This window comes from Catenulispora sp. MAP12-49 (assembly GCF_041262705.1).
Classification (GTDB): domain Bacteria; phylum Actinomycetota; class Actinomycetes; order Streptomycetales; family Catenulisporaceae; genus Catenulispora.
The window spans coordinates 135,767-161,009 of sequence record NZ_JBGCCP010000013.1 but is presented as its reverse complement, the minus strand read 5'-3'; the positions used below and the strand labels follow the sequence as shown (position 1 = coordinate 161,009).

The 25,243-nt window shown below is 71.2% G+C and carries 23 protein-coding genes and 1 riboswitch; of the genes, 7 read left to right on the top strand and 16 right to left on the bottom strand.

From position 1 onward, the window contains the following. Positions 1–34 precede the first annotated feature (34 nt). Positions 35–322, top strand: coding sequence for a GNAT family N-acetyltransferase (locus ABIA35_RS23750; protein ID WP_370359353.1), 288 nt, complete (start codon positions 35–37; stop codon positions 320–322). A 6-nt stretch (positions 323–328) separates the two neighbouring features. Here ABIA35_RS23750 and ABIA35_RS23745 read toward each other — a convergent pair whose 3' ends face one another. Further along, on the bottom strand, positions 329–1,981 hold the full coding sequence (locus tag ABIA35_RS23745) for an acyl-CoA dehydrogenase family protein (RefSeq protein ID WP_370359352.1): 1,653 nt from the start codon (positions 1,979–1,981) through the stop codon (positions 329–331). Between the two features lie 142 nt (positions 1,982–2,123). On the opposite strand from ABIA35_RS23745, the gene ABIA35_RS23740 reads away from it, so the two are divergent. The 3 genes from ABIA35_RS23740 to ABIA35_RS23730 all read left to right on the top strand — a co-directional run bounded on the left by ABIA35_RS23740 (position 2,124) and on the right by ABIA35_RS23730 (position 5,315). After that, complete coding sequence (locus tag ABIA35_RS23740) at positions 2,124–3,179, top strand: YihY/virulence factor BrkB family protein (protein WP_370340595.1); 1,056 nt, start codon at positions 2,124–2,126, stop codon at positions 3,177–3,179. 146 nt (positions 3,180–3,325) lie between these two features. Beyond that, positions 3,326–3,667 (top strand): hypothetical protein, encoded by a 342-nt coding sequence (locus tag ABIA35_RS23735; protein WP_370340593.1) that lies wholly within the window; start codon positions 3,326–3,328, stop codon positions 3,665–3,667. Between the two features lie 214 nt (positions 3,668–3,881). Next, positions 3,882–5,315, top strand: a complete 1,434-nt coding sequence (locus ABIA35_RS23730; RefSeq protein WP_370359351.1) for a globin domain-containing protein — start codon at positions 3,882–3,884, stop codon at positions 5,313–5,315. Positions 5,316–5,324: 9 nt separating this feature from the next. Here the strand turns inward: ABIA35_RS23730 and ABIA35_RS23725 are convergent, their stop codons facing one another. The 5 genes from ABIA35_RS23725 to paaA are packed head-to-tail and all read right to left on the bottom strand — an operon-like array spanning position 5,325 to position 9,084. Then, positions 5,325–6,374, bottom strand: a complete 1,050-nt coding sequence (locus ABIA35_RS23725) for a 2Fe-2S iron-sulfur cluster-binding protein (protein ID WP_370340917.1) — start codon at positions 6,372–6,374, stop codon at positions 5,325–5,327. Positions 6,375–6,414: 40 nt separating this feature from the next. Further along, entirely contained in the window at positions 6,415–6,978 is a 564-nt protein-coding gene (paaD, locus tag ABIA35_RS23720; RefSeq protein WP_370359350.1) for a 1,2-phenylacetyl-CoA epoxidase subunit PaaD, read from the bottom strand. Positions 6,979–7,022: 44 nt separating this feature from the next. Continuing rightward, positions 7,023–7,793, bottom strand: a complete 771-nt coding sequence (paaC, locus tag ABIA35_RS23715; RefSeq protein ID WP_370359349.1) for a 1,2-phenylacetyl-CoA epoxidase subunit PaaC — start codon at positions 7,791–7,793, stop codon at positions 7,023–7,025. Beyond that, positions 7,790–8,074, bottom strand: a complete 285-nt coding sequence (gene paaB / locus ABIA35_RS23710) for a 1,2-phenylacetyl-CoA epoxidase subunit PaaB (RefSeq protein ID WP_370340586.1) — start codon at positions 8,072–8,074, stop codon at positions 7,790–7,792. The genes paaC and paaB overlap by 4 nt, the downstream gene beginning before the upstream one ends. Continuing rightward, complete coding sequence (gene paaA, locus ABIA35_RS23705) at positions 8,071–9,084, bottom strand: 1,2-phenylacetyl-CoA epoxidase subunit PaaA (RefSeq protein ID WP_370359348.1); 1,014 nt, start codon at positions 9,082–9,084, stop codon at positions 8,071–8,073. The genes paaB and paaA overlap by 4 nt, the downstream gene beginning before the upstream one ends. Positions 9,085–9,211: 127 nt before the next feature. Here paaA and ABIA35_RS23700 point away from each other — a divergent pair, with 127 nt between their 5' ends. Next, positions 9,212–10,477 carry an alpha/beta hydrolase family protein gene (locus ABIA35_RS23700; RefSeq protein WP_370359347.1) on the top strand — a complete coding sequence of 422 codons (1,266 nt, stop codon included), beginning with the start codon at positions 9,212–9,214 and terminating at the stop codon, positions 10,475–10,477. 78 nt (positions 10,478–10,555) lie between these two features. Here ABIA35_RS23700 and map read toward each other — a convergent pair whose 3' ends face one another. Further along, positions 10,556–11,323 carry a type I methionyl aminopeptidase gene (gene map / locus ABIA35_RS23695; protein ID WP_370340581.1) on the bottom strand — a complete coding sequence of 256 codons (768 nt, stop codon included), beginning with the start codon at positions 11,321–11,323 and terminating at the stop codon, positions 10,556–10,558. Next, positions 11,320–11,844 carry a GNAT family N-acetyltransferase gene (locus tag ABIA35_RS23690; RefSeq protein WP_370340579.1) on the bottom strand — a complete coding sequence of 175 codons (525 nt, stop codon included), beginning with the start codon at positions 11,842–11,844 and terminating at the stop codon, positions 11,320–11,322. The genes map and ABIA35_RS23690 overlap by 4 nt, the downstream gene beginning before the upstream one ends. Positions 11,845–12,113: 269 nt before the next feature. Next, positions 12,114–12,282: riboswitch (M-box (ykoK) riboswitch) on the top strand. A 361-nt stretch (positions 12,283–12,643) separates the two neighbouring features. Between ABIA35_RS23690 and ABIA35_RS23685 the strand changes: the two genes are divergently transcribed. After that, entirely contained in the window at positions 12,644–14,296 is a 1,653-nt protein-coding gene (locus tag ABIA35_RS23685) for an NRAMP family divalent metal transporter (protein ID WP_370359346.1), read from the top strand. 16 nt (positions 14,297–14,312) lie between these two features. On the opposite strand, the gene ABIA35_RS23680 is transcribed toward ABIA35_RS23685, so the two are convergent. The 3 genes from ABIA35_RS23680 to ABIA35_RS23670 all read right to left on the bottom strand — a co-directional run bounded on the left by ABIA35_RS23680 (position 14,313) and on the right by ABIA35_RS23670 (position 17,886). Continuing rightward, positions 14,313–15,923 carry a Na+/H+ antiporter gene (locus ABIA35_RS23680; protein WP_370340575.1) on the bottom strand — a complete coding sequence of 537 codons (1,611 nt, stop codon included), beginning with the start codon at positions 15,921–15,923 and terminating at the stop codon, positions 14,313–14,315. 52 nt (positions 15,924–15,975) lie between these two features. Further along, the gene (locus tag ABIA35_RS23675; RefSeq protein WP_370340574.1) at positions 15,976–16,644 is read right to left on the bottom strand and encodes a hypothetical protein; all 669 of its coding nucleotides are present in this window, start codon (positions 16,642–16,644) and stop codon (positions 15,976–15,978) included. Between the two features lie 108 nt (positions 16,645–16,752). Further along, positions 16,753–17,886, bottom strand: a complete 1,134-nt coding sequence (locus ABIA35_RS23670) for a hypothetical protein (protein WP_370359345.1) — start codon at positions 17,884–17,886, stop codon at positions 16,753–16,755. Positions 17,887–18,032: 146 nt separating this feature from the next. Between ABIA35_RS23670 and ABIA35_RS23665 the strand changes: the two genes are divergently transcribed. Further along, complete coding sequence (locus tag ABIA35_RS23665; RefSeq protein WP_370359344.1) at positions 18,033–19,319, top strand: DUF5925 domain-containing protein; 1,287 nt, start codon at positions 18,033–18,035, stop codon at positions 19,317–19,319. Between the two features lie 26 nt (positions 19,320–19,345). On the opposite strand, the gene ABIA35_RS23660 is transcribed toward ABIA35_RS23665, so the two are convergent. From ABIA35_RS23660 to ABIA35_RS23640, 5 genes are all read right to left on the bottom strand, one after another. Next, entirely contained in the window at positions 19,346–20,356 is a 1,011-nt protein-coding gene (locus ABIA35_RS23660; protein ID WP_370359343.1) for a hypothetical protein, read from the bottom strand. Continuing rightward, positions 20,353–20,925 carry a SigE family RNA polymerase sigma factor gene (locus tag ABIA35_RS23655; RefSeq protein WP_370340567.1) on the bottom strand — a complete coding sequence of 191 codons (573 nt, stop codon included), beginning with the start codon at positions 20,923–20,925 and terminating at the stop codon, positions 20,353–20,355. Before ABIA35_RS23655 ends, ABIA35_RS23660 begins: the two co-directional genes overlap by 4 nt. A 1,415-nt stretch (positions 20,926–22,340) precedes the next feature. Then, on the bottom strand, positions 22,341–24,161 hold the full coding sequence (locus tag ABIA35_RS23650; protein ID WP_370359342.1) for an ABC transporter ATP-binding protein: 1,821 nt from the start codon (positions 24,159–24,161) through the stop codon (positions 22,341–22,343). Continuing rightward, entirely contained in the window at positions 24,158–24,640 is a 483-nt protein-coding gene (locus ABIA35_RS23645; protein WP_370359341.1) for a S26 family signal peptidase, read from the bottom strand. Before ABIA35_RS23645 ends, ABIA35_RS23650 begins: the two co-directional genes overlap by 4 nt. Then, positions 24,637–25,224: a TlpA family protein disulfide reductase gene (locus ABIA35_RS23640; protein WP_370359340.1), complete on the bottom strand. Its 588-nt coding sequence runs from the start codon at positions 25,222–25,224 to the stop codon at positions 24,637–24,639. The genes ABIA35_RS23645 and ABIA35_RS23640 overlap by 4 nt, the downstream gene beginning before the upstream one ends. Between the last annotated feature and the right edge of the window lie 19 nt (positions 25,225–25,243).

Genomic DNA, 25,243 nt, shown 5'->3' with positions numbered 1-25,243 from the left:
TACTGAAGATCGTAGAGGGAACCGGAGGCGGGTTGTGAGCGACGAGGTCACGGTGCTCGACAACAAGGAGCGCAAGCGTTACGAAGCGCGGATAGGCGGGGCCCTGGCGGGCATCCTGGCCTACACCGTGCAGGACGGCGTGGCCGTCATGCCGCACACCGTGGTGGAGCCGCAGTTCGAGGGCCGGGGCATCGGCGGGAAGCTGGCGAAGGCCGCGCTGGACGACGTGCGGGAGCGCGGCCTGAAGGTCGCGCCCCGGTGCTGGTTCGTCGCCGCGTACATCGAGAAGCACCCCGAGTACACGGATCTGGTCGTGGACTGAGGCCGTTCAGACGGCCAGCGCGCGCCCGGCGATCTTCTCGATCTCCAGCCCGCGCGGCAGCGTCCCGAAGCTGCGGCCCCAGTCTCCGGCGAGCCGCGAGGCCACGAAGGCGTCGGCGTTCTCGGCCGGCGCGTAGCGCAGCATCAAAGAGCCCTGAAGCATCAACGCCATCCGTTCCACGAACCGGCGTGCCCCCGCCTCGTCCACCGAGGCCACCTCGTCCTTGAGTTCCTTGAACGCCGCGTCGAAGCGGGCGTCCGCACCGCGCGCCGTGCCGACCTCGGCGCAGAACGCGTCCCACACCCCGGCCTCCTTGGCCAGCGCGCGCAGCACGTCCAGCGCGTTGACGTTGCCGGAGCCCTCCCAGATGGAGTTCAGCGGCGCCTCCCGGTACAGGCGCGGCATGCCGGACTCCTCGACGTAGCCGTTGCCGCCGAGGCATTCCAGGGCCTCGGCCGCGAACGGCGCGCAGCGCTTGGTGACCCAGAACTTCGCCACGGCCAGGCCGATCCGGCGGAACTTGCGCGCGGCCTCGTCGGAGCCGGCGTCGGTGGCCGCGGCCAGGTGCAGCGAGGTGAGGGTCGCCGCCTCGGACTCCAGGGCCAGGTCGGCCAGCACGTTGCGCATCAGGGGCTGGTCGGCGAGCAGCTTGCCGAAGGCCATGCGGTGCCGGGTGTGGTGCACGGCCTCGGCGAGCGCCGCGCGCATCAGCGAGGCGGAGCCGGTGACGCAGTCCAGCCGGGTCATGGCGACCATCTCGATGATGGTGGCCACGCCGCGGCCGGCGTCGCCGAGACGCCAGGCACGGGTGTTGTGGAACTCGACCTCCGAGGAGGCGTTCGCGCGGTTGCCCAGCTTGTCCTTCAGGCGCTGCAGGCGGAAGGAGTTGCGGGTGCCGTCCGGCAGCACGCGCGGGATCACGAAGCAGGTCAGGCCGCCGGGAGCCTGGGCCAGCACCAGGAACACGTCGCACATCGGGGCGGAGGTGAACCACTTGTGGCCGATCAGCGTGTACTCGCGGTCCGAGCCGGCGGCCGGCGTCGCCCTGGTGGTGTTGGCCCGGACGTCGGAGCCGCCCTGCTTCTCGGTCATGCCCATGCCGGCCAGGCAGCCGGCCTTGGTGGCGGGGTCGCGCAGGCCGAAGTCATAGCTCCTGGACGCCAGGCGCGGCGTCCACTCCGCGGCCAGCATCGGGTCGGCGGCCAGCGCCGGGACCGCCGCGTAGGTCATCGAGACCGGGCACAGGTGGCCGCCCTCGGTCTGGCCCCAGACCAGCATCTTGGCGGCGCGGGCGGTGTGCCGCATGGTGCCGGCGTCCTCCAGCCACGGCGCGGCGGCGATGCCGTGGTTGACGGCCACGGTCATCAGGCTGTGCCAGGCCGGGTGGAACTCGACCTCGTCGATGCGGGCGCCGTAGCGGTCGTGGGTCCGCAGCACCGGGTGGTTCGCCTCGGCCAGCCGGCCCCACTCGCGGGCCTCGAAGGACCCGGCGAGCGCGCCGAGCCCGGTCAGCTCGGTGTCGGTGGCCGAACCGGTGCCGAACAACCGCGAAACGGCGCCCGCCAGTGAGGGGTCGGCGGTGTAGGCGTTGTACCCGGCCAGCGGCGGAACCTGGTTCAGGGGCTCGTCGGCGGGGCCGACGAGGGTGCCTTCGGGCATGGGCCGGTCATCTCCGTTTCGGCGTGATGCTGGTGCTGCGTCGTGCTGCCGTTAACGTAGTACCCGATCCTTCTGTTCGCTACCAGTAAGTAACAACGCCAGATCGCCTGTGAACCCACCCGTCGGACCCGAGGACCCGCGCATGCGCCCAGTGCTGGACCTGCCCGCAGGCTCCGGCTCCGATGCCGTCACCGGCGCCTCGGAGCAGTCGGACCAGGCCGAGCAGCCTCGGCCGGCGATGCGCGAGCGCTTTCGCGCGCAAGCACGCAACTGGTGGTCCGTCACCAGGATCACCTTCGCGATCTGCATGCGCTACCGGATCACCGGGCTGGCGGCCGAGGCGGCGTTCTTCGCGCTGCTCTCGCTGCCGCCCCTGGCGATCGGGCTGGCCGGCACCCTGGGCTATCTGAACGGCTGGATCGGCGCGGCGCGGATCAACGAGATCAAGCACCACATCGACGGCGCGGCCGCCACCATGCTGTCCGGCCCGGGCGTGCAGAAGCTCGACGGACTGCTGACGAACCTGACCTCCAACGGCCACCCGGAGCTGATCTCCATCGGCTTCCTGCTGGCGCTGTGGGCCGGGTCGCGCGCCATGAACGTGTACGTCGACACCATCACGATCGCCTACGGGCTGTCGGGCCGCCGCGGCATAGTGCGGACCCGCCTGCTGGCGTTCGGCATGTACATGCTGGGCCTGCTCCTGGGCTCGGTGGCGCTCCCGCTGCTGGTGATCGGGCCGGACCTGCTGGTCAGCGCGTTCCCGCCGATCACCGACCTGATCCACGCGGTGTACTGGCCGCTGATGCTCACCGTGCTGGCGGCGTTCCTGAACACGCTGTACCACCTGGCCGTGCCGGTGCGCACGCCGTGGTCGCAGGACCTGCCGGGCACCGTCCTGGCGCTGCTGCTGTGGCTCGGCGGATCGGCGCTGCTGCGGGACTACGTGTCCAACACCTTCTCGGACACGAACTCGACCAACTCGCTGTACGGAGGACTCGCCGCGGCCGTGGCGATCCTGGTCTGGCTGTACGTGACGGCGCTGGCCGTACTCCTCGGCGCGGCGCTGAACGCGGCCGTGGAACAAGTGTGGCCCTCGCGGCGGTTGTGGCTTGCGAGGCTGGCACTGCGCCAGCGCGTCGCGGCTCAGCGGGATGCCACCACCCCGGTTCCGGAGGAGTTTCCTACCGAGGACTGAGCTGCGAAAAACTCCGGCGACAAGCTGTCGGAGGCGTACGTACCATGAAGCGATCTTCCGGGATTTCGGTAGATACCGGGACAGGCGATGGACCTGAAACCCGGTCGATAGAACCGGACAGAACAGTGAAAGCTGGGACAGCATACGTGTCAACCGCAGCTCCGATGGGCTCGCAGCGGCTCCGGGCGCTGGGCTGGACGGAGGGCCACCAGAAGGCCTTCTCGATCCTGCAGGAAGCCGCCGGCGCCGACCTCATACCGGCGCTGGTCACGGAGGCCGGCGAGGGCGGGTGTTCGGCCGAATCCGCCACCGGCGCGCTCAGAGCAACCTACGGCTCCAACCTGCTGCTCTCCATGGCAGCCGACCCCCTCCGACGACCCCTCACCGACGACTGGATCGCCGTCCGCCGCTGGCCGGACGGACGCGCCACCGCGGAGGCCATTCTGAGCCGCCGCGTGACCCTGATGCGCCAAGAACCCTCCCGCTAGCGCGGCTGCCGCGCCGAGGGCCCCGGACTCCTGGCGGACTTCCAGGACTTTCTCCCGCGCCATAGCGGACATTCCCTCCCCAATCACACCGGACTTCCACCGGACTTCAACGTTCCGCGACGCCTCCGGAGCCTAAGGTAATCGCTTGCGCTGGGTATGCACTCCGTGACGCAGGGGTCACGGAGCCCGGCGGAAGGCTTTGGGGGCGGCAGAGATGGCGCGGCAGGCAGCGGCGAGCAGTACCGACCTGGACCCGGCACGCGTCCCGGCACTGCTCCGGGACAGCTTCGCACTGGTCGCCGACGACTCCGACAAGGTCGTCGCCCACTTCTACGCGCTGGTCTTCACGGAGTACCCGGCGCTGCGGGACATGTTCCCGCCGATGATGGACGCCCAGCGCGACCGCCTGTTCCAGGCCCTGGTCCGCATCGTGGGCCAGGCCGAGCACCCCGAAGGGCTGGCCGGCTATCTCAGGGAGCTGGGCCGCGACCACCGCAAGTACGGCGCGCGCCCGGAACACTACGAAGCGGTCTGGCGGTGCCTCATATCAGCGTTGAAACGCTATGCGGGCACCGCCTGGACTCCCGACATGGACGCCGCCTGGCTGGCGGCGTACCAGCTCATCGCCGGGACGATGATCGAGGCGGCCGAAGAGGACGCGCACTTGGCGCCGGCCTGGTGGACCGCCCGCGTGGTCGCCCACGAGCGGCGTACTCCGGACATCGCTGTAGTGACGCTGGCGCCGGACGCCCCTTATCCGTTCCGCCCAGGGCAGTTCCTGACGCTGGAGACGCAGCGCTGGCCCCGCGTGTGGCGGCACTTCTCGATCGCCAACGCACCCCGGCCCGACAACACTCTGACGCTGCATGTCCGCAAGGTGCCCGCGGGATGGGTGTCCAACGCGCTGGTGAACCACACGAACGTCGGGGACATCGTCCGCCTGGGCCCGCCGGCGGGGACGACGGTCTGCAACACGACCTCTATGCGGGACCTGTTATGCATCGCCGGAGGCACCGGACTGGCGCCGATCAAGGCGATGGTCGAGGACATGGCGAAGTGGAACACCACCCGGCAGGTGCGGCTGTTCTTCGGCGCACGGCATGACAACGAGCTCTACGACTTGGCAGAGCTCGAACAGCTGGCGTACCGGCGCCGGTGGCTGTCGGTGGTCACGGCGGTGTCGCACGATGCGCGCTACCCCGGAGAGCGCGGGATGCTGCCGGACGTGGTGGCGCGCCACGGCGAGTTCTTCGAGCACTGGGCCGACCACGACGTGTACGTGTCGGGCTCCGTGCCGATGGTCCGGGCGACCATCGCGCGGCTTCAGGAACTGAACGTCCCCCTGGCGAGCATCAGGTTCGACGCGTACGGCGGCATGGACGGCCTGTGGCAGCCCGGGGCGGGGCAGGGCGTGCCGGTGCCCCCGCCGGCCCCTGCGGGGCCGGGAACGGCCGTGACGGAGGCCCCTGACGCCGACGGCGGGCAGCAGGGCGTGCCGACGGCCGCCGCCGGGCCGGCCGGTTCCTGGGCCGCCTCAGCCTCCCGCGGCGGGGGCTGGCGGAAGGACAACGGATGGCGGGACGAGGCCGTCGGCCAGGTGCGGACCGCGCAGACGATCGACGACTGGCTGATCTCGCAGGCTTCTTAGCGGGCCCGCTCAGGCGTCGAAGTCGAGCTCCACAGCCGGGGTGAGGGGGCGGGACTGGCAGGCCAGGACGAAGCCCTCGGCCTTCTCCTCCGGCTCCAGGGCGTAGTCGTGGGCCATCGCGACCTCGCCCTGGACGATCTTCGCGCGGCAGGTGCCGCAGACGCCGCCGGTGCAGGAGTAGGGGGTGTCGGGGCGGGCCTTGAGGACGGCGGCCAGGACCGAGTCGTCGTCCTTGGACATGGCCAGCTCGGTGCGGCGGCCGCCGAGGGTGACCGTGACCTCGACGTCGCCGTCGGCCAGCACCTTGGCGGTCTCGGCGTAGGCGGCCGGCGGCGGCGCGTCCTCGGCGTGGAAGAGCTCGAAGTGCACGTGCCCGCGGGCCACGCCGCGCTCGGCCAGCACCTGCTTCGCGGTGTCGACCAGCGCCATCGGCCCGCACAGGTAGTAGTGCGCGTCCGGCCCCGGCGCCGCCGCGGCGAGCAGCTCCGGCAGCCGCTCGGCGTCGATCCGCCCGGTCAGCAGCGGCGCCTCCCGAGGCTCCCGGGAGAGCACGTGCAGCACCATCAGCCGTTCGGCGTAGCGGTCCTTGAGGTCGGCGAGCTCCTCCAGGAACATGACGGAGGCGGCGGTGCGATTGCCGTAGATCAGTGTGAAGCGATCCCCGCGAGCCAGCGCGGCCTCTGCCATGGCCAGGACCGGCGTCACCCCGCTGCCGGCGACGATCCCGACATGCTCGGCCCCGTCCTGCAAGACGAACCGCCCCGCCGGCACCAGCACGTCGACGAGGTCCCCGACGCCCAGCTTGCGCGCCGCGACCTCCCCGAACCCGCCGGGCCCGAGCTCCTTGACCGCGATGCTCAGGCGCGCCTCGGCGTCATCGCCGCACGGCGCGGCGCACAGCGAGTAGGCCCGCCGGGCCTCGACCCCGCCGAGCTCCAGCCGCACGGTGACGTGCTGCCCCGGCGTGAAGCGGTAGGCCTCCCGCTCCCCCGACGGCACGCCGAACACGACACGCACGGCGTCATCGGTGAGCCGGTCCAACCCGACGACAGGAAGCATGGTCACAGCACTCTCACAAGGGACTCGAGAAGGGACTCGATCAAAGGGACTTCATCGCCCCGAAGGGCTCCCCGCACGCCCGGCAGGCACGCAAGGACTGGCACGGCGTGCTGCCGAACGCGCTGAGCTCGCGCGTCTCGGTGCTGCCGCAATGGGGGCAGGTCTGGGTTTCGGTCTCGCGACGCAGCCCGATCGTCACCGCGACCGGACCGGCGGGACGAGCAGCACGGGCCCGGCCGCTCGGCGGCGCGATGCCGTGCTCGGCGAGCTTGCGCCGGCCGTCCTCGCTGATCCAGTCGGTGGACCAGGGCGGCGACATGACCATGCGCGTCCGCACTTCGGTGTCCGGCACGCGAGCCCCGACGGCCGCGCGCACGTCCGCGGCGATGGCCTCGGTCGCGGGACAGCCGACGAAGGTCGGGGTGATGCGCACTTCGACCGCGCCGTCGTCGAGCAGCGCCACGCCGCGGACGATGCCCAGGTCGCCGAGGGTCACCACGGGCAGCTCCGGATCCGGCACGGCTGATGCGGCGGCTTCCAGCTCCGCCAGATCGAGCGCCGTACGCTCCTCGACCACCATCGTCACCACCTCCGCCTCGCTCATGCCACTGTTCGCCACCGGACCGAACCGATCCGAAAATCAGCTCGCTACCAGCTAGCCCCGGGATACTGCCGATGCAGAGCCTGCATCTCTCCCAGCAGCAACCCGAACCCCTCGCCGTGCCGCCCCTCGCGCCCGCCGCGCGGCTGCCAGCCGTCGGTCGGCATCGCCAGCGTCGCGGCCTCGACCACGCCGGCCACCGCCGCCTCCCAGGCGGGCCGCAGCGTGCGCGGGTCCACCGCGACACCGCTCTCCGCCAGGGCCGCCACCACCGGGTCCGGCGCGAACAGCTCCGCCGTGTACGGCCACAGCTGGTCCAGCGCCGCCTGCATCCGGCGGTGGCTCTCCTCGGTGCCGTCGCCGAGGCGAAGTGTCCACTGCACCGCGTGGTCGCGGTGGTACGCGACCTCTTTCACCGCCTTCGCGGCGAGTGCGGCCAGTTCGGGGTCCGTCGAGGCGCACAGGGCGGCGTACAGCTCGCTCTGGTACGTCGCGAAGTACAGCTGCCGGGCGATCGTCACCGCGAAGTCGCCGTTGGGCTGCTCCACCAGCAGCACGTTGCGGAAGTCCCGCTCCGTGCGCAGGAACGCCAGGTCGTCCTCGGAGCGCCCGGCGCCCTCCAGCGAGCCCGCGTACGTCAGCAGCGTCCGCGCCTGGCCCAGCAGGTCCAGGGCGAGGTTCGCCAGCGCGACGTCCTCCTCCAGCTCCGGGGAGTGCGAGCACCACTCCGACAGCCGGTGCGACAGGATCAGCGCGTCGTCGCCCAGCTGGAGCGCGTACTTCGCGACCAACGGAGTGGATTCCGTGACGGCGGTCACAGGTTCTTCACGCCTTCCGGGATCCGGTAGAACGTCGGATGCCGGTACACCTTGTCCGCGGCCGGGTCGAAGAACGGCTCCTTCTCGTCCGGGGAGGACGCGGAGACCGCGGCGGCCGGGACGACCCAGATGGAGACGCCTTCGCCGCGCCGCGTATAGAGATCCCGCGCATTGCGCAGCGCCATCTCCGCGTCCGACGCGTGCACGCTCCCGACGTGCTGATGCGACAGCCCACGCCGCCCGCGGATGAAGACCTCCCACAGAGGCAGACCGCTACTCATGCCGCCGCCACGTTCCTCTCGCCGTCACTGTGCTCGCCGTCACTGTGCTCACCGTTACTGTGCTTGGCCGCGTATGCCAACGCCGCCTGCCGTACCCATTCGCCGTCCTCGTGCGCCTGCACGCGCGTCGCGACGCGCTGCCGGTTGCACGGTCCGTTGCCGGCGAGGATCTCCTGGAACTCGGTCCAGTCGATCACGCCGAAGTCGTGGTGCCCGCGCTCCTCGTTCCACCGCAGGTCCGGGTCCGGGATGGTCAGGCCCAGCGCCTCGGCCTGCGGGACGCTGATGTCGACGAAGCGCTGGCGCAGCTCGTCGTTGGAGTGCCGCTTGATGCGCCAGGCCATGGACTGCGCGGAGTGCGAGGACTCGGCGTCCGGCGGGCCGAACATCATCAGCGAGGGCCACCACCAGCGGTCCAGCGCGTCCTGGGCCATCGCGTGCTGCTCGGGCGTGCCGTGCGCGAGATCGTACAGGAGTTCGAAGCCCTGGCGCTGGTGGAAGGACTCCTCCTTGCAGATGCGCACCATGGCCCGCGCGTAGGGGCCGTAGGAGCAGCGCTGGAGCGGGATCTGGTTGATGATCGCCGCGCCGTCCACCAGCCAGCCGATGGCGCCGATGTCGGCCCAGGTCAGGGTGGGGTAGTTGAAGATCGAGGAGTACTTCTGGCGGCCGGTGTGCAGCGCGTCGAGCAGGTCGGCGCGGTCCACGCCGAGGGTCTCGGCCGCCGCGTAGAGGTAGAGGCCGTGCCCGGCCTCGTCCTGCACCTTCGCCAGCAGGATCGCCTTGCGCCGCAGCGAGGGGGCCCGGGTGATCCAGGTGCCCTCCGGCTGCATCCCGATGATCTCGGAGTGCGCGTGCTGCGCGATCTGGCGCACCAGCGTCTTGCGGTAGGCCTCGGGCATCCAGTCCCGCGGCTCGATCCGCTCGTCGGCGGCGATCAGCCCGTCGAAGCGCTCCTGAAGCTCCGCCACGGCTGCCGCCGCGTCCTGCGTCCTGGCCTGGGCCGTCACGGCACCCACCTCTCAACCGACCGAACGTTCGGTTTCCATCGTCCCGCCGGGATGGCGGCGGTGTCAACAGGGAGGACGCGCGGAGGACCGCGGCCGGGGCCGCCGTCTGGTAAATCAGAGTTCTGTGATGACTACCACTTCGTCCTCCGCCTCGCAGCCCGGCTTCGCGCCCGGGCGGCGTGCCGCCCTGGCCGGCCTGGCCGCGCTCGGGCTCGGCACCGTCGTCCCGACGCTGGTCGCCGCACCGGCGCGCGCCGCCACCGCTCCCGACGCCGCGCCCAAGACCGCGTCCGCCGACCCCGTTCAGCTGACGCTGCCCGCGCCGACCGGCCCGCACCGGGTCGGGAACGTCGCCCTGCACCTGATCGACCGTTCACGCCGCGACCCGTGGGTGCCCTCGCATCCGCCGCGCGAGCTGATGATCGGCATCTGGTATCCGGCCCGCGACGTCGAGGGCCACGCGCTCGTGCCGTGGCTGCCGGCCAACGCGTGGACGGCGTACCTCCAGGACAACGCGATCCCGTCGGGCGTCCTGTCCGTCCCCTGGACGCACGGCCATGACGGCGCATCCGCCGACCTGCGGGGCGGACCGCGTCCGGTACTGCTGTTCTCTCCGGGCTCCGGTGGGGACCGCGACACCTGCACCACGCTCACCGAGGAGCTCGTCAGCCACGGCTATGTCGTCGTCACCATCGACCACACCCACGACAGCGCGGAAGTGGAGTTCCCGGACGGCCGCGTCGAACCGCGCACGATCCCGCCGGACACACTGCCGATCAACACCGAAGCCGTCTCCGTGCGCAGCGCCGACGCCCTGTTCGTCCTGGACCAGCTGCACGCGATCGCCGCCGGCTGCAATCCCGACGTGGAGCACCGCGCGCTGCCGCACGGCCTGGCAGAGGTGCTGGACCTGTCCCGGGTAGGGATGTTCGGGCACTCCATGGGCGGCGCCACCACCGCGTGGGCGATGCTCGACGACCGCCGGATCCGCGCCGGGATCAACCTCGACGGCTCCTTGTACGGCCCGGTGCTGGCGGCGGGGCTGAACCGGCCGTTCCTGTTCATGTGCTCGCAGCTGCACGACTTCACCGACGACCCGACCTGGGTCCAGACGTGGTCGCACCTGCGCGGCTGGCACAAGCTGCTCCGGCTCGCCGACGCCGCGCACAACTCCTACACCGACCTGCAGTCCCTGGTCCCCGAGGCCGCTGCCGCGGTCGGTTTCCCGCCGAGCCAGGTGGAGCTGCTGATCGGCACGATCGACCCGGTCCGGTCGGTGCTGGCCGCGCGGACCTACGTGCGCGCGTACTTCGACCGCTTCATCCGCGGGCACGACGACCACCTGCTCGACCGGCCTTCGCCGGCCTTCCCCGAGGTCGAGTTCTTGGCTTGATCAAGTTCTTGGCCTGACCCGCGCGAACGGCGCCGGTCGAACCGGCGCCGTTCTGGAGACCCCCGCTGCCGCGGCCGGTCAGTCCACCCGCGTCAGCACCCGCGGGCCCTCCTCCGTGATCGCGATGGTGTGCTCCGAGTGCGAGCCGCGCGAGCCGTCCTGGAAGCGCAGCGTCCAGCCGTCGGGGTCGGTGTAGATCTCGCTGGAGGTGGCCGACCACCACGGCTCCAGCGCCAGCGTCAGCCCCGGGCGCAGGACCAGGCCGCGGCCGGCCCGGCCGGCGTTGGCCACGTGCGGGTCCTCGTGCATGGTGTGGCCCAGGCCGTGGCCGCCGAACTGCATGTTGACCGGGTAGCCGTACTCGGTCGCGACCGCGTGGATGGCCGCGCTGATGTCGCCGAGCTTGTTGCCCGGGAGCGCGGCGGCGATGGCGGCCTCCAGGGCGACGCCGGTGGACTCGACCAGGCGGGCGTCCTCCGGGTCGGCGGTGCCGACGATCACCGTGCGGGCCGCGTCGGCGACCCAGCCGTCGATCGACACCGCGAAGTCCAGGGTCAGGACGTCGCCGTCGCGCAGCGTGTACTTGTGCGGCAGGCCGTGCAGGACGGCGTCGTTCACCGACAGGCAGATGACGTTGCGGAACGGGCCGCGGCCGAAGGAGGGCGCGTAGTCCCAGTAGCACGAGACCGCGCCGCGCTCCTTGACGCGGCGCCTGGCGCGCTGCTCCAGGTCCATCAGGTTCAGGCCGGGCTTGGCCAGCTCGGCCAGCTCGGCGAGGGTCTCGCCCACGAACCGGCCGGTGACCGCCATCTTGTCGATCTCCTGCGGCGTCTTCAGCTCGATCACCGGGTCTTCTCCGTCCGTTCGGGTTCCTCGTCCAGCTTCTCTCCCGGCGTGCCCGCCTGCGCGCGCCAGATCTGCTCGCCCTCGTCGTCGAGCTCCCCGGTCGGGGCCAGGCCGATCCGCTCGGCGACCCGCGCCGAGGCCGCGTGCCCGGGGTGGATGTTCGCGCCGATCTCCGCCACGCCCCGCTCCCGCAGCCAGGCGACCAGCGCCGACGCCGCCTCGACGGCGTATCCGCGGCCCTGCCACGCCGCGCCGACCACCCACGCCACGTCGGCGCGCGCGCCGTCGTCGACGACCGTCGCCTGCACGGTGCCGACCGCCGCGCCGTCCTCCACGCGCCGGGCGATCCAGTTCACCCATTCTTGCGAACCGTCGGGCGAACGCCCTACCGCCAGCCGCGCATAGCGGGCCCGCAGACCCTCGACCGTCGGCGGCTCTCCTCCGATGAACGTATAGAGCTCAGGGGCAGCAAGTACCCCCGCCATATCGTCGGCGTCGGACTCCGCTAAGGGTTTCAGCACCAAGCGCGCCGTAGTGATCGGCTCTCTAAACATCCTTGCATGCTATGCGGGGCGTCCCGAGACACAGCGTCGGCGCCGCTCCCGGGGTTTGTAATAAATCCGGCTCCCGGACCCCACAGACGGATCGCACCAGCACACAACAGGTAAACACTGATACCCGCAAACGCGAGGCACCCTCCATTAAGTTGCCGCCGTTGCCATATCGTTACCCACCTGTGACGAGGCGAGTTGACACGCCCCGCGTCCCGAGAGGATCCTTTGTTTCCGTTAGGACACCTCGTTCGGTGAGGCGTCTTCACGGACAAAGGCCACTGATCCCATCGGTCGAGAGACCCTCCGGATCAGGACAGATCTCCTCGGCTTAAGGGGTGATCCCAAGTGGCTGCGCAGCTGACGCTACGCCGTGAAGTGCCGAAGCTCTGACGAGAGAGGTGGCCGGGACTTGGTCGTGGCTTTGCCGTGGAATGGCGGCTGCCGCTGACCCTCCCGGGTGTTCCTCCCCGAGGTGTCGAGTAGGACCGATCCGCCGCGAAGGCGGATCCGGGCAAGACACAGGCGCCGCGGCGCCGCGGCGGGCAGGGAGGTGGTTGGCGATGAAATCCGGTAGTAGGTCGGGCCACAGTCGGCCCCTCATCGCGCACAACCCAGCCCACCGTCCTTTCCTCGGCGCGCGTTAACCCGCACCAGATCTCTGCCACCACCCGGCCGCACCGGGGCCCGACCAGGCCCCACCGCTGCCGGCGGGGCAGACGCGTGCCACCCGACCAGCCGCTCCTACTCGGCAGCAGGGGGTGTTCCCATGACCACGGCCACGCTGAACAGCGAAATCCGCGAGACGCACCACGGCGCAGTGCTTGACGACGCACACGTCGGCGACATCAAAGGTGCGTTCGGCACCATCAAGCTCGGCGACCACGACGCTCGCACCGGCCTGTCGGCCAAGCTCAAGACCCTGCTGGCGATCGTCGGCCCCGGACTGATCGTGATGGTCGGCGACAACGACGCCGGCGCCTTCGCGACCTACGGCCAGGCCGGCCACGACTACGGCACCAAGCTGCTGTGGACGCTCCTGCTGCTGGTCCCGGTCCTGTACGTGAACCAGGAGATGGTGCTGCGCCTGGGCGCCGTCACCGGCGTCGGGCACGCCCGGCTCATCTTCGAGCGCTTCGGGAAGTTCTGGGGCGCGTTCAGCGTCATCGACCTCTTCATCCTCAATGCCCTGACACTGGTCACCGAATTCATCGGCATCACGCTGGCGACCAGCTACCTGGGCCTGCCGAAGGTGCCGTCGGTCATCATGGCCGCGCTGGTCATCGTGGCGGCCGCGATGAGCGGGTCGTTCCAGCGGTTCGAGCGGATCGCGCTGACGCTGTGCGTGGGCTCGCTGCTGCTGATCCCGATCTCTATCATGGCGCACCCGAGCGCCGGCACCATGGCGCACGGCTTCGTCACCCCGGTCCTGCCCGGCGGCTCGGGCCAGATGGCCACCGTGATGCTGGTCGTGATCGGCATCGTGGGCACCACGGTCGCGCCCTGGCAGCTGTTCTTCCAGCAGAGCTACGTCATCGACAAGCGCATCACCCCGCGCTTCATGAAGTACGAGAAGGCCGACCTGGGCCTGGGCATCGTGGTGGTCGTGGTCGGCGCGGCGGCGACGATCGGCCTGGGCGCGGTGGCCGCGGCCCACCTGGGCGGCTCCTTCACCGACGCCGCCGACGTGGCGCGCGGCCTGACCGTCTACGGCGGCCGGGTCCTGGGCGACATGTTCGCGGTGGCCCTGCTGGACGCCTCGATCATCGGCGCCTTCGCGGTCTCGCTGTCCACCGCCTACGCGATGGGCGACTGCCTGAAGATCAACCACTCCCTGCACCGCGGCGTGAAGCAGGCCAAGGGCTTCTACGCGGTCTACGCCGGCATCATCGCCTTCGCCGCGACCATCGTGCTGGTGGCCAGCGACCACGTGCAGGGCGTGCTGACCGTCGGGGTCCAGGCGCTGGCCGGCGTGCTGCTGCCCTCGGCCTCGGTGTACCTGCTGCTGCTGTGCGTGGACAAGGAAGTCCTCGGCCCCTGGGTCAACAGCCGCAAGACCACCGTGTTCACCGGCGGTGTGATCGCGGTTCTGGTGGCGCTGTCGCTGGTGCTGACCGGCTCGGTCCTGGACCAGAACATCACCGCCGGGCAGATCGAGGCGATCCTCGCCGGCTGCCTGCTGATCGCGCTGGCGTTCGGCGGCTGGCTGGGCGTCAAGGCCCTGCGGGCCGGCCGGGTGTCAGGGGCCGTGGCCGTCGACCGCTCGGGACGCGACGACTGGCGGACGCCGCCGCTGAAGGAGCTCGGGCAGGTGCGGTTCTCGGCCGGGACGCGCGTCGGGCTGGCCGTCCTGCGGACCTACCTGGCGGTGGCCACGGTGCTGGTGGCGGTCAAGCTGGTCTCGATGATGCTCGGGCACTGATTGACCATCCGATCGGCTATCGCCGCTCCATGTAGGCCTCTTCGAGGTCCAACTGGTGCAGGACCCTTCGGTAGACGTCGTCGTTGATCTCGCGCATGTCCCGCAAATGCTCGATCGCCGCACGCTCGGCGTCCAGCATCGAGCGCCGCGCGTCGTCGACCGCCGCCGCGCTGGCGCTCGGGCTGCCGGAGGCCACCTGCATCGCGTACTTCTTCGCCCGCTCGCCGCGCCACTGCGCCTGGCCCCGCATCCGGTCCACGGCCGGGTCGGGGAGCGTGGCCTCCAGCTCGTCCAGGCGCGCCAGGCCCGCGTTGGCGGCGGTGCCCATCGCGCTGCAGTAGGCGAAGGCGTCCTCGCGCTCCTCGTCCTTCGCCTCGACGCCGAGCCGCCGGATCAGCGGCGGCAGGGTCAGGCCCTGGACGATGAGGGTCGCCAGCACCACGAACAGGGTCAGGAACTGGACGAGTTCGCGGTCCGGCAGCGGTGCTCCTTGGTTGTCGGTCAGCGGGATGGCCGCCGCCGCGGCCAGGGAGACCACGCCGCGCATGCCGGCCCAGCCGACCACGAACAGGATCCTCGGCCGCTGCGTCTGGGCCGGCGGTGGCTCGAGCGCTCCGCCGCGGCGCATGTGGTGCAGCAGGAAGCGGCCGATGTAGCCGAACGTGAAGACCCCGCCGAAACGCGCCACCACCACGATCGCGAAGGCCGCCAATCCGTAGCCGATCAGCTGCCAGGCGCTCCACTGGTCCACGTCCCGCAGGATCGGGATCAGCTGCAGGCCGATCAGCGCGAAGACCGTGGACTCCAGGATCTCCACGATCACGTCCCACAACGCGGTGTCCAGCATGCGCGTGGCATAGCCGGCGCGGACCCGGCGGTGGCCGAGGTAGAGCCCGAGGATGACGACGCCCATCACCCCGGACACGTGCACCGCCTCGGCGGTGATGTAGACGACGAACGGCAGTATCAGCGAGATGGCGCTCTCGGCGCGCGGATCGCGCATCCGGAAGCGGATCGGGTCCCAGAGCATCGCCACCACCGCGCCGATCACTATGCCGCCGGCCGCCGAGCCCACGAACCGGCCGACCGCGTCGAAGACCGTGACCGTCTCCCCCACCGCGGCGGCCAGCGCGATCCGGAACGCGGTCAGCGCGGTCGCGTCGTTGAACAGCCCTTCACCGACCAGGACGTCGACCGTCCGCCGCGGCAGTCCCAACCGTTTGGCGATGGAGATCGCAGCGACCGTGTCGGGCGGTCCGAGCACCGCGCCCAGGACGAAGGCCACCGGCAGCGGCAGGTCCGGGATCAGCCAGTGCATCGCGAACCCGGTGAGGATCGTGGTGACCAGCACCATCCCGACCGACAGGATCAGCACCGCCGACCAGTTCTCGCGCAGCGAGGGCACCGAGGTCTCCACCGCCGCCTGGTACAGCAGCGGCGGCAGCAGGATCATCAGCACGAACTCGGGCTCGAGCGTGTAGTCGGGGATGAACGGCGCGACGGACACCAGCAGCCCGACGCCCACGAGCACCAGCGGGCCGTTGACGTCGAACCGCCGCGCGATCGCGGACACCACGACGGAAAAGAACGGGACGCCCAAAAGGAACAGAAGGTGTTGCGCCGTCATGACACCTGATCATCCCATGACAGACGGGTCGAACGGCGTGGCCGGGCACGGATCACCCGCGCGCCGGGCCCCACACCTCCGGCGGGAACGTCTCGGCGAGCGTTACCAGCATGTTGAGACTGGTCTGCACCCAGTGTGGTTTCACGTGGCCTTTGCCCCAGGTCAAGAGCCTGTTTCCCTCGATCCGCCAAGCGAAGTCCGGCCAGGAGGCGATCACCTTCAGCACCTTGGGGTCCAGCAGGTCGGCGGCGAAGGCGGGAATCGTGGTGGTGACCAGATACCGCTGATCGAAGGCCGGATCGCCACGGACGAACTCCGGCGCGGCGGTCAGGATGCCCGGGGCGCTGGCCTGGTTCTTGCGTGCCGTGCGCGGCACGACTTCCAGGGCGGGCATCGGCGCCGGGAGGTCGTCGACGCAGACGGCCCAGTAGCGGTGCGTGTCGTCGCCGTCGTCGCCGGGGGTCTTGAACTCGTAGTCGATCACGAGGATGGCGCGGCCGTTGTGGTGGCCGCGCAACACTATGCGCGCGACGCGGCGGCGGCCGGCGGCGAAGGGCTGGCCGCCGAACGTGTTCGGCAGCTCACGGTCGTTCTTGGCCAGTTCCCAGCGCTTGGCGGCGGCCATCGCGACCAGCGCGCGGCGGCGGCGGACGTTGGCGACGATCCCGGCGGCCGTGAGGGCCACCAGGAAGCCCACGAAGATCAGAACAGGCACGGCCACGGGGTCATGCCTACCATCGCGGCGCGGGTGCCGTCACCGTCTTTGCCGTGACCGTCTGTGCCGTCACCGTCTCCCCGCGCCGCGCCGCGCCTGCTTAGTACTCAGTGCTCAGCGGGTGCCGTTGCAGTAGTACGCGGTCCCGTTGAAGTACTGGTTGTCCCAGAAGTACAGGTCCGCCCACGTCTGCGGGCCGGCGTCGCCGTCCACGGCCAGCTTCGGATACGGCGGGGTGCCGCCGGGCGAGTGCACCGTCGGGGAGTTGTTGCACCCCTGGAAGGCGGTCAGCGCGGACTGCGTGTCCGAGCCCCAGGAGCCGTCGATCGCCAGCGGCTTGATGCCCAGCTCGGACTTCTTGAGCAGGCACTGGAGCTGCTTGACCGCGTTGGTGTTGGTCGTGCCCTGCTTGATGTCCGGCATCTGCGAGGCCGGCAGGTCCAGGTACGTGCAGTCGCTGGAGGGCTTCGCCGCGGCCGTGGTGGTCGTCTTCGGCGCGGGCGCGGTGGTCACCGGAGTGCTCGGCTTCGGGGCGCTGGTGGCCGGGTTCGACGGCGCCGGGACGCCGGAGTGCGAGGTCGTCGGGCTGCCCGGGTGCGTCGAGGTGCCGCCGCCGGGGGCCGAGCTCGAGGCGCCGCCGTTCGTGCTCTGGCTCTGTCGGCCGCCGCTGGTCGAGGTCGGGTCGCCCGGCAGGGCCGCACCCTGCGCGCCGTTGGTCGAGCCGGCCGCCATGTCGTCGCCGTCGGGCTTGCCGCCGCCGTTGGCCAACTCCCCGGAGCCGTTGCCGGCGTTGGAGCTGCCGGATTCGGAGGCGCCGACGCCGGCGCCGGCCAGCGAGGCGGCGTCGGGCTTCTTGTGCGGCGACCCGCCGCTCATGAAGGCGACCGCGCCGCCGATGCCGACCACGGCCACCACGGCCAGGGCCGAGGCGATGAGGGTCCTGCGTCGCCGGAGGTCGCCGGGGTCCCGGTCGCCCGGGCCGAAACCGCCGGGCCCTTCCAGACCGCCGTCGTTGAGCGGCACCCCGTACGGCGACATCATCGGGGGCGGAGCCGGGCTGCCGGGCGGGGCCATCGGCGGCGGCGCAGGCTGCCCGGGGTCCTGCGGCGACGACGACTGATACTGCTGATCCGCGAACGGCGGCTGTGGCCCGGACGGACCCGGGGCGAACGGCGGCAGCGGGCCGCCGGCGGCGCCGGACGGTGGCTGGGGCGTCCCCCAGGGTGTGTGGTTGTCGGGCGAGCTCATGGTCGGTCATCGTATCTTCGCCCTCGACGGGACCGGTCCCCGGCCCGGCAAAGCGCGGGTAAAACAACTGTCGCGGCACGCCGACTGCGCATGAACCTCGACAAACGTGGTGGCGCCGGGCACCGCCGGGCGGGATCATCGAGGGCATGACGCTGCCCCGCCAGCGCCCTCAGGGGCCTGCCATCCACCCGGCTCCCGACCCCGACGGACACCCGCCGGCACCGGACAGGCGCACCACAAGCGACCCCGCGAACCACCCCGCAAGCGACCCCACGAGCGACCCCGGAGGCCGACTGCCCTTCCGGGTCACGATCGACGACTCCGACACCCCCTACGACGTGGTCGACGCGCTGCTGCTGACCCCGTTCACCACCGGCCTGCAGCCGCACGCCCGCCACGCCCGCCTGGACGCGCTGCGCGAGGACGCGACCCTGGTCCCGGCCGAGGGCAAGGTTCTGCGCTCGGTGGTCGAGGACAAGCGCGAGTCCTGCCTGACCGCCGGGACCGGCTGGACCGCGCGCTCGGTGCGCTGGTCCAGCGGCGGCGGCGAGGTCACAGTGGTCGCCGAGACCCCGGAGCTGGCGGCCAAGATCCTGGAGCAGGCGACCGACGGCGTCGCGGCCGAGGAGGAGCCCGAGGAGGAGAAGGTCTCCGTCGGCTTCTGGTACGCCGCGCCGCAGCGCGGTCCCTACCGCACGGTCCGCACCATCACGGCCGAACCGTGGGAGTCCGTCCGCCAGAACTACTCGGCCACGGCCGCCGCGGCCATGGACAAGCTGATGGCGGTCCGCCGCACCGAGGCCGCCGGCCGCATGATCCTGCTGCACGGCGCCCCCGGCACCGGCAAGACCACCGCGCTTCGCACCCTGGCGCGAGAGTGGCGCGACTGGTGCCAGGTCGACTACGTCCTGGACCCCGACGCCCTGTTCTCCTCCCCCGGCTACCTCATGGAGGTCGCGATGGGCGTGGAGTACCACGGCCACGGCGAGGACGAGGAGAACCGCCGCCGCTGGCGCCTGCTGCTGCTGGAGGACTGCGACGAGCTGATCCGCGGCGAGGCCAAGGCCACCAGCGGCCAGGCCCTGTCCCGGCTGCTGAACCTCACCGACGGCCTGCTCGGGCAGGGCCGCGACGTCCTGGTCGCGATCACCACCAACGAGAACCTGGCCAGCCTGCACCCGGCGGTCATAAGGCCCGGGCGCTGCCTGGCGCAGATCGAGGTCGGCCCGCTCCCCCGCGCCGAGGCCCTGGCCTGGCTGGACCGCGAGGGCACCGATCCGTCCCGGGTCGCCGCCGCGCGCCTGGGGCGCGCCGGCCACGGCTCCGGCGGCCCGATCGGCGGGGTGACGCTGGCCGAGCTGATCGCGGCCCGCGACGGGAACGAGCCGGTCGCCTCGGCGGGCGACGACAGCGGGACGGGGCTGTATCTGTAGCTTGAGTTCGCGGGCGGCGCCGGGTTTCAGTTCCCTGGCGAACTCTGCACCGGCGGCGTGGCCGCGTACTGGAAGACCATCGCGTGGCCCACGAACACCTGGCCGGTGTAGCCGTAGTGCTGCTCCAGCAACGGCACGACCATGCCCGGATCGGGAGCCGAGATGGTGATCGTGCCGTTGTTCTGCAGCGCGGTCATGAACACCACGCCCTGGCTCTTCCAGTAGCCGGCGTCCTGCTCGAGCCGGTGGCCCAGGAACCACTGCTCGGAGGCGTCCAGGACGGTGTCCTGGAACACCACCTTGAACGGCGACGCCGCGCTGATCGCGGCCGCCTCCAGGGACGGGTCGGTGTTGGGCTTGCGGTAGACGACGATCGGGCTCGAGTTGTAGACGGACGTGCTGTCGAACGCGCCGCTGGTGTAGTCCTGGCCGCTGAAGCCGACGCCCATGAAGGAGTTCTGGTGGCTGGACTGCAGCGCGTTCTGGACGCGGTCGACGGCCTGCGCTTTCGGCGCGTGGATCCACTCCAGGTCGGTGAGGGGGTCGGTGAGCGGGTCGGTGAGCGGGTCGGTGACCGGGTCAGCCGACTGGGAGAGCGTCAGCGTCTGCGTTGGGGTCGGCGCTGACGTCGGCGCTGATGTCGGCGTCGGCGTGGCCACTGCCGAGGTGGACGGCGAGGGCGAGGGCGTCGCCGTAGCCGGGGACGCGGCAAAGGCACCCGGGTCGATCCGGGCGTCGGCGACGCCCGGTCCGCGGCCGCCGCCCCACCCGGCCAGCGGCACGACGGCCAGCGCGCCCAGCGCCACCACCGCCACGGCGCCCGCGACGCCGAGCGCCCGGGCCCTGGCCCGCCGCCGTTTGGCGCCGGCCATCGCGCGGTCGCCCAGCCCCGGCGAGACCGTGAACTCGGGCAGCGCCGCCAGGAAGAGCTCGCGCACCCGCGCGTCCAAGTCGTCGTCGTCGTGTGGTCCGTCCCCGTATTCGCCGTCCCCGTATTCGCCGTCCCAGCGCTCGTCGAAGTCGCCCTCGTACGTCATACCGAGACCTCCTGGGCTCGCTGGGTCAGGCTGAGGCGCGTGCGCAGGGTGGCGAGCGCCTTCGAGCTCTGACTCTTCACGGTCCCCGTACTGCATCCCAGCTGCGCCGCCGTATCGGCCTCGGACATGTCGAGGTAGTAGCGCAGCAGCACGACCGCGCGCTGCCGCGGCGGCAGCGCACGCAACGCGGCACCGAGCACCGACCGGTCGTCCACGGCGTCGAAGGCGGCTCCCCCGAATCCCCCGCCAGTCTCACGCGGCGGCTCCCAGCCCGGCGCGTGCCCCGAGGGCACCTCACCGTGCCACTTGCGCCGCCACCACGAGGTCGCGGTAGTGATCATTGTCTTACGCAGATAGGCCTCGAGCGCCCCATCGTGCGCCAGCCGCTCCCACCGCGGCAGCACCTTCACAACCGCGGTCTGCAACAGATCCTCAGCCAGGTGCACATCACCGGTCAGAACCCAAGCGGCACGCAGGAGATGTGCCTGACGCGCCGCCAGGAACTCCCGGAAACCCTCCGGCTCTCGCACCATGTTCCCCCGTCGCCGCCAGGCCAGGACAGCGCCCAAGCGAGCGCCCTCCCTCCTGACGCGACGGGGGGCCGATGAGGTTGCCGCGGGTTTCGGGTGCTGGTGGTGGGTGGGGAGGTTGGTGCGGTTCGGTGGGTGCTTTTAGGAGCTCTTAGGAGCTCTATACGGCTTCGCGCATGGTTTGCGGGATCCGCAGGGTGGCGCGGTCGTGGGGCGGTGGCTGGCGCTGCGGCGGCGGCTGATGGTCTGGGTAGGTGGTGGGGTTTACTACGACAGTCAAGGTCAAGAGCGACAGTCAGAGGCGACAGTCAAGAGCGCCTCCGGCGGCGCCTGCGCGGCGAGCGGCCTCGCTCCGGGGAGTGGGGGCCGCGTAGTCGGGCGGCGGACGCTGCTTGTGGTCGCCTCTGTCCCGGATTCCCCGCCGCATCAGCGCCCGGAGGGAACCATCCCGGCCTGGGCGGTGTCAAGCCGGATCACTGTTGCTGGCCACCGGTTTCGTCCGGCTGGACACCGCCCAGGCCGGGATGGTTGTGCAAGCACCGCCGAAGCGACGGGGAATCCGGGACAACCCCGGCCTGTGGGAAGGGTTCCCGCACCCCATGCCCGCAGACTCACCGCCGCGTGTGCGTCGGTGACGTCCATCGACGTGGTGTAAGCAATCTTCGACGTGGACAGGACGCAAGACACGCCCGAGCGCGTGGTGATCTTCATGGATGTGAAGAACCGGCCATCAGCAGGCCGGTTTTTCACATCCATGGGCTCAGATGCCCACTGCGGCAGCTGTGACCCGGGGCTTCACCGCTGAAGACTACTTACACCACGCAAGTGGACAAAACCCGTGCGTCGCGGAGTGGACCCCGTCCACACCACAGGCCGGGGTTGTCCCGGATTCCCCGTCGCTTCGGCGGGCGTAGCCAAGCAGGCCGGGCCGGTGGTGTCAAGTCGCTGATACCCGGCCACCAGCTGGGCGATCCGACTTGATACCACCGGACCGGTCTGCTTCCGTAAGGCGACGATGCGACGGGGAATCCGGGACAAAGGCGACCACAAGCAGCGTCCGCCGCCTAGCAGCGCGACCCCCCACTCCCCGGAGCCAGGCCGCTCGCCGCGCAGGCGCCGCCGGAGGCGCTCTTCAGCTCTTGACTGTCGCAGTAGACCCCACCACCTACCCACACCACCGCCGCCCCGCGAAACCAGCGTCACCACCGACCAGCGTCACCACCGACCCGCGCCACCACCGACCCGCGCCACCAACGGATCCCGCAAAACCATACGCGAAGCCGTAAAAGCTTCTAAACCCACCACCCAACCGCACCAACACCCCCACCCCGACTCACACATAAGCCCGGGCGCCTGATTTTTCCGCCACAGCGTCGTTGCCTGGCACGAAGTTGTGAACTGGCACCGGAGCGCTCGCGGTAGTGGCGGTCGCCGCTTTGGCCACCGTCGGGTTCCTACGTCGCCAGCTGGTATCCCTCGGACTGGATCCGGAACAGCTCCGCGTACTCGCCGTCCGCCGCCATCAAAGTCTCGTGCGACCCCTGCTCGCGGATCGCACCGTCGGCCAGCACGACGATCCAGTCGGCGGTGCGGACGGTGTTCAGCCGATGCGATATCAGCAGGCTGCTGCGCCCGGTCCGCAGCCGGGCCAGGCTCTGATGGATCTCCAGTTCGGCGCGGGCGTCCAGGCCGGAGCTCGGTTCGTCGAGGATCATCAGGTCGGCCTCGGTACGCAGGACGGCGCGCGCGATCGCGATCCGCTGCCACTGGCCGCCGGACAGCGTCACGCCGCGATCGCCGTCGGCGCCGCTGAACATCCGGCTGAGCATGGTCTGCAGGCCCTGCGGCAGTCCGTCGATCAGGTCGGCCGCACCGGCGGTCTCGGCGGCGCGGCGCAGCGCCGACTCGTCCCCGGCGGCGGCCAGGTCGCCGACCGCGATGTTCTCGGCGGCGGTGAGGTCGTAGGACATGAAGTCCTGGAACACCGCGCACAGCCGGGTTCGCAGGCCATTGATGTCCAGGTCGCGGATGTCGACGCCGTCCCAGGTGATCGAGCCGCGCGTGGGTTCGTACAGCCGGCACAGCAGTTTCACCAGGGTCGACTTCCCGGCGCCGTTCAGGCCGACGAGGGCGACCGCCTGGCCCTTGCCGATGGTCAGATCGACACCGCGCAGGATCCAGTCGTGGTCGTCGTGGTAACGGAACCAGACGTCGCGCAGTTCGATGCGGTCCTTCAGCGGCTCCGGAACCGACGCCGACGCCGACGCCGCTACCTCGGGTGCCGCCGTTCGCGTAAGCCCGGCGTAGTGTCCGAACAGGATCAGCATCTGGTTCACCGTGCCGAGCTGGGCGACGATCCCGGCCAGCCCGCCCTGCACGGCGCTCAGTGCGGCGATCAGGATGCTGAGATCGCCGACGCTGCCGTGTCCCGTGCGGATCCGCGCCACCGTGGACAGCAGCGCCACGCCGGAGACGACGGCGGTCAGCAGCGACAGCGAGCCGTCGGCGCGCAGCGTCGCCCGATCCACCGCACGGTCCCCGGCCTGCACGGCCGTCAGTTCCGAGAGCATCCGGCCGCGCAGGAAACCGCCGAGGCCGAACAGCCGGATCTCCTTGGCGGCGCGGGTGTCCGTGAGCAGTGTCGAGTAGAAGATCTGGCGCCGGACCGCTGGCACGGTCCGCACTGTGACCTCGGCGCGCCGCCGGCTCAGCGCCAGCTGTGCCCACAGGATCGGCCCGGCCGAGGCCAGCACCAGCACGGCGAGCAGCGGCGACATCGCGATCAGCGTCACCGTGAACCCTGAGACGACCAGCGCGGTCTGCGCGATGCCCAGCAGCGAGCCGGCCAGCAGCTGCGGCCCGTTCTGCGCCGACTGCTGAGCCAGCCGCAGCCGGTTCTGGAACCCGGGGTCCTCGATCTCGGCCAGCCCTGGCAGCCGGGTCACGGCGGCGAACACCTGGCTTTGGGTGAACAAGGTGACGCGCCGTGCGATCTCGCGGTCGGCGTAGGCACCGACGTGCTGGACGGTGGCCCCGGCGGCGGTGACCGCGGCGATCGCCAGCGCGCAGCTCCACAGGCTCGGACCCGGACGGCCGGTGAGCCGGTCCAGCAGGAGCTTGGTCAGCCACGCGGCGACCACCGGCGCCAGGCCGGTGACCAGCGCGGCGATCATGCGCAGGGCCACGGCCAGGGGCGCCGCGCGTACGTAGACGGCGGTCGCGGCGCGCAGCAGGCCCGGTATGCCAGGGTTCGAAGACGTCGCGGGCTCGCTCATCGCTGCCGGACCACCCGGCCCACCAGCCGCTGCGCGTCAAAGTAGCCGCGCTGCCGGGAGTCGGTGCTGTGCGCGGTGTTGTCGCCGAGCAGGACGAGTTTGCCGTGCGGGACCAGGGTTTCCGGCGCGTCGGCGAGCGCCGGCACCCGCGTGCGCGGCACCGGGTCGCCCGGGACGGCGGCGGCGCGCTTGATCAGCCAGAGTTCGCCGTGATCGGTCGCGGGCGCCGATGCCGGATCCAGGTCCAGCTCCAGCTCCGGGTCCGGTGCCAGGACCACGACGTCGCCGCTGCGGATCCGGCCCGGCGCGGTCCGGCGGACGACCAGCCGGTCGCCGGGGCGCAGGGTCGGGGCCATGCTCAGGCCGGCGACCGTGACCAGGACGTAGTGGTGCCGGAGCGTCAGAGCGGTCGCTGTCAGGGCACTGAGCGCGACCGCCAGCACCAGCGCTCCGAGCACGGCTGCGGTGGTGACGGTCACGACGCCTCGGCCGGGACCAGCGCCGGCCTTGCGGTCTGGGCGGGGGCGGCCGGGCGCTGAAGCGCCTCCAGCACGGCCCCGGCCGCGTCCACCAAGCCGTCCGGCCCCATGCGCACCAGCGTCGGGAAGCCCGACAGGTCGAACGCGCGCACCATCGGCCCGTCCGAGGCCTGCACGACGACTCGCGCCACCGTGCCGAGCTGCGCGACCATCGCCGCGTCCGCCTCGGGCGCGGCCAGGACCGCGATGACCTGCTCCGGGCCCAGATCCAGACCCAGACCGGCCACGTAGTCGACGAAGCGAGGCAGCAGCTCCTTGCAGGGCACGCAATCGGTGGTGAAGAAGCCGATCAGCGTGCCGGGGCCCAGCAGGTCCTGGTCCACCGGACGGCCGTGCGTGTCGATCGCCGCGAACTCCCCGACCCGGTGCCCGGGCCGGGGCCGCAGGGCCGGACGGCCGCCGGCGATCTGGGCGTCGAACAGCTGCGTGTGCTGGCGCAGGCGGCGGATGACGCCGACCGTGAGCACCAGGTCGAGCAGGCACAGCACGCCGACGAGCGCCACGGCGGCACCGAGATAGGCCATCAGATCGTCCCCTTCGCCA